The organism is Micromonospora tarensis, assembly GCF_016803395.1.
Lineage (GTDB): Bacteria > Actinomycetota > Actinomycetes > Mycobacteriales > Micromonosporaceae > Micromonospora > Micromonospora tarensis.
On the sequence record NZ_JAEVHL010000332.1, the window covers coordinates 1 to 5,567 of the forward strand.

Sequence of the window (5,567 nt, forward strand, 5' to 3'; positions counted from 1 at the left end):
GGCCAGCGACGTGCGCGGCGCCCGGCCCGTAGCCTCGGCGAGCAACGCGCCGCCGGCGGGCCGCAGGGCGAGCGTGGCCGGCCCGTCCGGGGGTGCGGGTGGCCCACCAGAAGGTGCCGGCGGCCACCCGGGCGCACGGGTCGTACGGGCTGAAGGTGAGCGCGCGGACCGAAGCGGCCAGCCGGTAGCCGACCGGAGGGTGCAACACCCTGGTCGCGGCGGGTTCGGTGGCGGTCACCCGCCCACTCTGCCACGGGCGCGGCGGGACGCCGGCACCACCGGTACGCCGACGTCCCGCGCACGACGTGGTCGGCCGCGCCCTCCCCGGCGACGACCGACCACCGTGACCTCGTGGCGACCAGGCTCAGTACGAGTAGCCCGAGCCGCCGGCGTCGCTCGTGCCGCTGTCCGCCGGCGGCGCGACCGCCTTCGGCGTGCCCTTGGGCAGGCAGCTCAGGTTCTTCTTGCCGTCCGGCTGGACCACGAACCAGGTGCCGCCGACGGCCTGGCCCTTCCACTGGCCGGGCTTCTTGTCGCCGATGTAGCGGTAGACCGGCCAGCCGCCGACGGTGAGCTGCCGGGTGCCGTCCTGCCGGGTCACGCTGCCGACCTTGTCGTCGGAGACGCCGGTGAGCTGCGGGTTGCCGTCGGTCAGCGCCGGAGGCCACACCTCGGCGCACTTGTCGACACAGTTCGACGACGGCGGGTCGGCGGTGTCCTTGTCGAAGCGGTACAGGATCCAGCCGTCCTGGTCGGTGACCACCTTGCCCATCCGGGCGACACTCTTGCCGATCAACTTCTCGGTCAGGTCGACGTTCGCGGGCGGGGCATCGGCGGCCGGGGCCTCCGCGGACGGCGACGCCTCCGCCTCAACCGACGCGGTGGGTTCGGCCGCGGCGACGGCGACCGGCTCGGCCGCGCTCGAACTCGCGGGGTCGTAACCCGCGGGAGCGCAGGCCGTTAGTGCGACCATCGCGCTCGCGACGATGACGGTCCGCTTCATCTGTGCCACGTGCCCTCCTCATTCTTGGCAGTTCACCCATTGGTACGGCGGGCAGGCTGTCAAGGTTGAACAAGTAACAGTGGTCAATTTCACTGAGATTGATTGAACCGAATCGAGCCACGACACGTACGCCCCCGAAAGGGTGTCGGCCGCAACGACAGATCGGCGCGGCCATTGTGTCAATGACCGGCGCCGATACGGCACGCGAACTACAGCGGGACGGTGACCAGCGGACTCGCCACACCATTGGCATCCACCGACTGCACCTGGAGCTGCTTGATCTCGGCCGTCAGGGCCGACGTCGACGCACTCAGTTCGAGGCCCTGCGGCCTGGTGTTGGTGCCGTAGCCGCCCTCCGGCACCGACCAGGTCGAGATGACCTCGGTGCTGGCGTTCTTGCGAATCACCACCAGTCGGCAGATACGCGGGCCGGGCAGCTTACGCATGCTGAAATTGATCCGGGTGCCGTACTCCCGCTTGACCAGGAACATCGTCGTCTGCACACCAGTCGTCGGGTCGGTCGCGTCGACCTGGTCACCCTCCTCCTCGGTGCCACCCACACCCGGGCCGCTCGGCGCGGCAGTCGGCGCACTCGTCGGCGGGTCGTTCGGCGCGCTCGGCGTAGACTCGGCCAGCACCCCCGGCGACTGCCCGTCGCCGGCCACGCTGACGAAGCCATACCCGGTCAGGCCACCGAAGACCACCACCGCGGCGGCCGTCGCGAGCAGCTGCCGAAACCGGGTACGGCGCCGGTCGGCCCGAACCGCGCCCAGCGTCCGGTCCAGCAGCGCCGGATCGGTAGCGGTCTGCTCCAGCGCCATCATCGTCTCGCCGTCGATGTCGGAGAGCAGCCCGACCACCGGCACCATCGTCTCCAACTCGGCCGCGCACGCCCAGCAGCTGGCGAGATGCTCCTCGAACCGCTCAGTGTCCTGCTCGTCGAGCACGCCGAGCGCGTACGCCGCGACGTCCATGTGATCCGGCCGGCTCATTCTGTCACCCCCCGCTCCTGCAGAGCCGTGCGCAGCGCGCGCAGCGCGTAGTAGACCCTCGACTTGGCGGTGCCCAGCGGCAGCCCCAGCTCCTCGGCGGCCTCCGGCACCGTCCGCCCCCGGAAGTACGTCGAGATCAGAATCTCCCGGTGCGACTGACTGAGCGTACGCAGCGCGTCCGCCACCGTCATGGTGCGCAGCACCCGGTCGGTGCTGTCCGCCTCGGCGAACGCGGTGAGGTCCCGGTCGTACGTCTCCGGCGGCCGGGCCTCCTGGCTGCGGTGCTCGTCGATGGCGATGCGACGGGCCACCGTGACCAACCAGGGCCGCAACGACCCCTGCCCCTGGGTGCCCAGGCGGTGCGCGTTGCGCCACGCCCGGAGCAGCGTCTCCTGGACGATGTCCTCCGCGCGCTGCCGGTCCCCCCCGGTGAGGCGCATGACGAACATCAGCAACGGACCGGCGTGCTCGGCATAGAGCAACCGGATCAACTGGTCGGAGTGGCTGGCCTCGGTGGACGTCGCCTGATGGCGCCCGGGCGCCGGTCGCGGCGTCACCGGACCATTCTGGCGAGACGTCGCACGCGCGTCGACCCCTCGGGCAGACGAGGTCGACCGTGACGTGGGCCGCGCCGACAACCAGTCAGCGCGTACCGCGTCGCCGTGCCAACCGGCCGCCACTGCGTGCATGCAGACCTCCGGGATGTCCGTGACCAACGCCGGCCCGTGGGGTGGGCCGCCCGGTGGTACGCACGGCCGGCCGGAGCGGATCAACAAACGGCGAAAAATTTCCCCGGTGTCGGGTGGACGCTCAGCGGCGTACCGAGAAGAGCCCCGGCGGGGGCGGGTCGGAGCCGGTGGCGTCGGCGTCCCGCACCACGGCCGCCCCACCGGCGAACCGGTCCAACTCGTCACCGGCCACCACCCGGCCGGGGAACCAGTCGCCGGCCGCGCGCCGGGACAGCTCCGGCACCGGTGGTGTGGTCCGCCCCGCGACCAACACCAGGTTTCCGTACCGCCGCCCGCGCAGCACCGCCGCGTCCGCGACCAGACAGACCTGCGGCAACACCGAGCGGACCGTGGCGACCTGCCCACGGGCGTGCCGCAGCGGCGGACCGTCGGCCAGGTTGGCCAGATACCAACCGGCGGGGCGCAGCACCCGGGCCACCTCCGCCGCGTACTCCACCGAGGTGAGATGCGCTGGCGTACGGGCACCGGCGAACACGTCGGCGACCACCACGTCGTAGCTGGCCTCCCGGGTGGCGGCGAGCACGGCCCGGGCGTCCTGCACCCGGACCCGCAACCGGGCGTCGGACGGCCACGGCAACACCCGACGGACCAGCTCCACCAGGGCGCCGTCCACCTCGGACACCCGCTGGCTGGAACCGGGCCGGGTGGTGGAGACGTAGCGGGGCAGGGTCAGCGCGCCGCCACCCAGATGCAGCACCCGCAGCGGCGCGCCGGCCGGGGCGATCAGGTCGACGGCCGCCGCCAGCCGCCGCACGTACTCGAACTCCAGATGGGTGGGATCGGTCAGGTCGACGTGCGACTGCGGCGCGCCGTCCAGCAGCAGCGTCCACGAGCCGGCCCGGTCCGGGTCCGGGACCAGCTCCGCCTGCCCGGTGTCCACCTGCTCGACCACCCGGTCAGCTGCCCGTTTACGCCCCATCGCGACCAGCGCCCACGGTCAACGGGCGGCGCGGGCCGCGGCGGTCAACGCGCGGTGCAGCAGCCGGGAATCACCGAGCAGGGCACGCAGTCGGCGCTCCAGGCCGGCGATCGGGATCAGGTTCTGTGGTGCCCGGGGGTCCTTGTACGGGGTGGAGGCGAAGCGGGGCAGCGTCACCAACGACAGGTCGGCCAGCTCGATCGCCGCCTCGACGGCAGATCGGCGGAGCACTCCACCCGGACGATCCCCGCCCACGGCGCGCCGATCGCCACCGGCAGCCGCAAATACCACGACCAACCACCCCAGGCGTGCCCAGCCGGAACACCGGCGAACGCTCACCGGACGCCAGGCCGGTCACCACCGCTGTCAGCCGGGCGTCAAGGTACTGGCTGTGCTGCGTCTTGATGTACCCCAGGGTGCGCGGCAACTGTCGGCGACTGCGCAGCGGGCCGTCCACCACCAGCAGGTCACCGTCGACCCGCGCGGCATCGGAGACCGCCACCTCCAGCGCGGTCAGCGGAGCCTGCACGGCGGCCGGCAACTTCGCCAGCTCGCCGGTGCCACCCACCCGGTGCACCGGATAACGGATCGCGCCCGCCACCACGTCCTGCGCCGACGGGCTCGCGGTGAACAGGCCCCGACCCACCCGGGTGCCCGCCAGCTGCGCCGCGCCCCTGCCCAGGTCACACCGGACCACCCCGGCCGCGTACGAGGCGGCCAACCCGGGAAACGACAGACCGTCGCTCTCCGCCGTCCAGATACTCGCGTCGATCCGGCGGACACCGTCGACGAGCAGCACCACGTCGGGCGCGCGGACCCCGGAGCGTACCCCGATCGCCCGCCAGTCCACGGCGGGCAGCTCCACGTCCGCGTCGACCTGCTGACTGCTCGGCGCGGCCGGACCAGCGGCGGACGCCTCGAACGACGCGCCGTAGGCCGGATCCCACGAATCGACGAAGAACGCCGCGTCGCTCACCGGCCCGTCCGTTCCACCCGGGCGGACCGGGCATCCTTGCGCACCTCGAAGCGGACCGGGATCCGCTCGGCCAGCGCCGACACGTGAGTGACCACGCCGACCATCCGGTCGCCCCGGGCGGCCAGGTTCTCCAGGGTGGCCGCCACCGTGTCCAGGGTGGCCGCGTCGAGCGTGCCGAAGCCCTCGTCCAGGACGATCGACTCCAGGCTCGCCGCCGTGGTCGACATCCCGGCCAACTGCTCGGAGAGCGCCAACGCCAGCGCCAGCGACGCCTGGAACGTCTCACCGCCGGAGAGGGTCCGCACGCCCCGACGCAGCCCCGCGTCGTGGTGGTCGACCACGGCGAACTCGCCCTTGTCGTGCACCAGCTCGTACTGCCCCGAGGAGAGCTCCCGCAGGATGCCCGACGCGCCGTCGACCAGCAGGTCCAACGCCTCGGCCAGCAGCCACCGCTCGAAGTTGTTGGCCCGCAGGTGCCCGGCGAGCGCACGGGCCACCTGCGCCTCGCGCTCGTGCCCGGCCCGCTGCTCGCGCAGCGCCCCGGCCTGCTCGCGGCGTTCTTCGAGCCGTCGCCGGTCCGCGTCGGCCCGCTCCACCGCGATGGTCGCCGCGTGCACCGGATCGTCCCCGACCGGCACGTCGGCGGCCGCGAAGAGGGCCGCGATGTCCCGCTGCACCGCGTCGGCCACCGACTCGGCCTCGGCGACGGCGGCGGCCCGACCGGCCCGCTCGGCGCGGCGACGGTCCGCCTCGACCGCTGCCCAGTCGGTAAGCGCCGCCCACGCGGCGGCCACGTCGTCCCGGTCGGTCGCCGGCGGACCGAATCGGGCCAGCCCGTCCCGGGCGGTGTCGAAGGCTCGCCACCCGGCCCGGAGCCGCTCCTCGGCGGCGTCCACCCCCGGCGCGGGCCTGACGTGCGGTCTCCCGG

The 5,567-nt window shown here is 73.2% G+C and carries 5 protein-coding genes and 2 pseudogenes; all 7 read right to left on the reverse strand.

Features of this window, described 5'->3' with window-relative positions:
- Positions 1–238: pseudogene (locus tag JM949_RS33010) on the reverse strand (DNA-3-methyladenine glycosylase 2 family protein); the annotation flags it as partial.
- A 126-nt stretch (positions 239–364) separates the two neighbouring features.
- Positions 365–1,012: a hypothetical protein gene (locus JM949_RS33015; RefSeq protein WP_203151977.1), complete on the reverse strand. Its 648-nt coding sequence runs from the start codon at positions 1,010–1,012 to the stop codon at positions 365–367.
- Positions 1,013–1,212: 200 nt separating this feature from the next.
- The gene (locus tag JM949_RS33020; RefSeq protein ID WP_203151978.1) at positions 1,213–1,995 is read right to left on the reverse strand and encodes an anti-sigma factor family protein; all 783 of its coding nucleotides are present in this window, start codon (positions 1,993–1,995) and stop codon (positions 1,213–1,215) included.
- Positions 1,992–2,684 (reverse strand): sigma-70 family RNA polymerase sigma factor, encoded by a 693-nt coding sequence (locus JM949_RS33025; protein WP_203151979.1) that lies wholly within the window; start codon positions 2,682–2,684, stop codon positions 1,992–1,994. The genes JM949_RS33020 and JM949_RS33025 overlap by 4 nt, the downstream gene beginning before the upstream one ends.
- Before the next feature lie 121 nt (positions 2,685–2,805).
- Positions 2,806–3,663, reverse strand: coding sequence for a spermidine synthase (locus JM949_RS33030; protein WP_203151980.1), 858 nt, complete (start codon positions 3,661–3,663; stop codon positions 2,806–2,808).
- 18 nt (positions 3,664–3,681) lie between these two features.
- Positions 3,682–4,639, reverse strand: a pseudogene (locus JM949_RS33035) (hypothetical protein).
- A partial coding sequence (locus JM949_RS33040) for an SbcC/MukB-like Walker B domain-containing protein (RefSeq protein ID WP_203151981.1) occupies positions 4,636–5,567 on the reverse strand: 932 nt, incomplete at its 5' end. The gene JM949_RS33040 and the pseudogene JM949_RS33035, both read right to left, overlap by 4 nt.

Bases quoted from the DNA above. Each gene is read 5' to 3' on its own strand.
- JM949_RS33020 (WP_203151978.1), bottom strand. From the start codon at position 1,995: ATGAGCCGGCCGGATCACATGGACGTCGCGGCGTACGCGCTCGGCGTG.
- JM949_RS33025 (WP_203151979.1), bottom strand. From the start codon at position 2,684: ATGCACGCAGTGGCGGCCGGTTGGCACGGCGACGCGGTACGCGCTGAC.
- JM949_RS33030 (WP_203151980.1), bottom strand. From the start codon at position 3,663: ATGGGGCGTAAACGGGCAGCTGACCGGGTGGTCGAGCAGGTGGACACC.